The organism is Pedobacter sp. 01T416_2, assembly GCF_056398925.1.
Genome location: NZ_JBFTQI010000748.1, coordinates 1 through 2,862, shown reverse-complemented (window position 1 = coordinate 2,862; position 2,862 = coordinate 1). Strand labels below are relative to the sequence as shown.

The window sequence follows — 2,862 nt, the reverse complement described above, 5'->3', positions numbered from 1 at the left end:
AAGCACTAATCGGCATGCCCTGTCTATTTGTGCCATGCCAACTTTTTTCTCTGCCAATGATTTTTTTAAAGTACCTAAAAAGCCTTCGCCCACCATATCCATATCAATGCCAGCATTTAAAGCCAGGGCAGAAACAGTTTGTAAATCGCCCATGCCGTGGGCAATCATTTCAGGAATACCTGTATAATCAGTTACCACGAACCCTTTAAAGCCCCATTGGTTACGTAAAACATCGGTCATTAACCATTTGCTTCCGGTTGCAGGGATACCATCAACTTCGTTAAAAGAGGCCATAATACTGGCTGCTCCTGCATCAACAGCGGCTTTATAAGGGGGGAAATATTCATTGTACATGCGCACTTTGCTCATATCGGTGGTATTATAATCTCTGCCAGCTTCAGCAGCACCATAAAGCGCATAATGTTTTACGCAGGCTAAAATTTCGTTATTAGCCTGAAGTTTACCTTGATAACCTTTCACCATGGCTGCGGCAATTTGTGAACCTAAATAAGCATCTTCGCCACTTCCTTCCGAAATGCGGCCCCAACGCGGGTCTCTAGAAATGTCGACCATAGGAGAAAAGGTCCAGTTAATTCCACTTGCACTGGCTTCTATCGCAGCAACCCTTGCCGATTTTTGTACGGCGGCCATATCCCAAACGCAACTCATTCCTAATGGAATGGGGAAAACGGTATTATAACCATGGATTACGTCCATTCCAAAAAGCAAAGGGATTTTCATGCGGCTGTTTTCTACTGCAATCTTTTGAACTGCCTTTATCTTATCTACTCCTTTAATGTTAAATAAACCACCAACTTGTCCATCTCTGATTTTTTTAGAAATGTCGCTGCTGTTAGCCTGGCCGGTGGTGATATCGCCAGAACTTGGCAGGTTCAATTGACCAATTTTTTCATCAACGGTCATTTTCGCCATCAGATTGCTGATGAAGGTATTCATCTTTGCATCTGCTGCCGAAACAGGTTTTTTTGTTTGTGCTGATCCATTCAGTACAAGCAGGGTTAAAAAAACAACCAGGATATTCGCTCTCTTCATTATATGTGTGTTTTATTCTTTTTATTAGTTGGTGCTCGTTTCCAACGAATGCCTAAATAGCTTTACGATTTTATCGTGTTTTAACATTAATCGCTTAAAGCGATTGTTTATTTCCACACTCGTTAGAAACGAGCGTGAGCTATGTATTTTATTAATCAACTTTCTTTACCTCGGTTTTTGCCGATACACCATTCTCATTTATTGCTTCAATGGTAAAATAATAAGCTTTTTGGCTGTCCATTGCTTTGAACCAGTACTCGTTAAAATCATGGATCATAATGCAATTGTATAGCTTATCTGGCGCAGTACCGTAGTAAAGATTATAGGCAAATGCATTATCAACAGGCTGCCATTTGATGTAGGCGCTTCGTTTATCTTTTTCTGTCCTCAATACAATCAGGTTTTTAACCTTTGTTGGTTTTTCTCCATTTCCATTGCCGAAAACACGTAAGCCGCTAATGGCAAATTTTCCGGTTGGCATATGGATGTTTATCATTTTGATGAACCTGGTTTTTACTAGTGTCTGCAGTTCGATATAATCGTGCGGCACATCGGTTTTGTTCTGGCTTTTATCAACCAGGGTAGTCCATTTTTTACCATCAGTTGATGATAGAATCTTATATTGATGGTAAATTCCGATCTGTTTACCAATAAATTCTGCATCCTGATCTGCATAATTAATCTGGATGGCATTAACGGTTGCCAGACTACCCAGATCGGTTTGGATCCATTCTCCATTATTAGCGGTTTTGGCACTCCAATAGGTCTTAATGCTTTCATCAACAGCATTATTGGCATTAAAGCTTCCTAAAGTTGAAGAAACAGTAATGGGTTTTTTATAGTTAATTAGCATCCAACCTGGGCCTGCCGGACCACCTTCTTTTCTTTCGGAAGGAAGATAGAGGGGGTAGTCTCCAAAGGCAGTATTGGTCCACATCACATCGTCTTTATCAAAACCGGTTGGCCAGATACCCATTCTGCGCTCCCAGGTGTTTTTTACACAGATAATGCTGGTAGAAATGTGCCAGTAATTTTTACTGTTATCTTGAAAGGTTGCACCATGCCCTGCACCACGCGAAAATCCACCACCTTTATAACTTAAAGGATCAGATTGAGGCGTAAATGGGCTATCGTAAAACAAAGGTTTGGTTCCAACCACCACTCCATCAGAATAACCGCTAAATTCGGTTCCTGGTGCTCCGTATTGAAAGTAATATTTGCCATTATGTTTGGTCATCCATGCACCTTCGGCAAAAGGATCAAGAAATGTATTGTCCATATATTCGCCAAAACGCTGCCAGCCATACCGCCAGCTTTCAAGCAGGTACATTGGTGTGCGGGTACCTTTAGGTTGAAAAGTTTTGCGGTCTAATTCCACACCATACATGGGGTAGTTATTACTGCTTCCGTTATACATGTAAAATTTGCCATCGTCATCGGTAAAAAAGGACGGATCCCAGCCACCAATTTCTAAAGAATCAACCAATGGGAACCATTTGTTCCCTTTTGGATCGGTACTTCCCCATAAAGTGAAGTTTTTAGTATAGGTACTCCCGAAAACGACCATGGTATCGCCAACGATGCCTACCCCTGGTGCACAGAGTTCATCTTTTGTTTTGTTCCATGGACGGAGAAATTTTCTTTCATGGAATTTCCAGTTCAGCATATCAGCGCTATGCCAATAACCCCATTGGTTGGTGCTGAAAAGATAGAAATCGCCCTTATAATTTACAATCACCGGATCGGCAGTGGCACGGTGTTTCCCCCATTCGGTAAAAGATTCGAATGGTGTATAACCATAATCTACAT

2 protein-coding genes are annotated in these 2,862 nt (G+C 41.3%); both read right to left on the bottom strand.

Translation table 11 applies throughout. From position 1 onward, the window contains the following. A partial coding sequence (locus AC1DPQ_RS23465; RefSeq protein ID WP_477611046.1) for a glycoside hydrolase family 3 N-terminal domain-containing protein occupies nucleotides 1-1,053 on the bottom strand: 1,053 nt, incomplete at its 3' end. 151 nt (nucleotides 1,054-1,204) lie between these two features. Next, on the bottom strand, nucleotides 1,205-2,862 hold a 1,658-nt coding region (locus tag AC1DPQ_RS23460; protein ID WP_477611045.1), incomplete at its 5' end, for a family 43 glycosylhydrolase.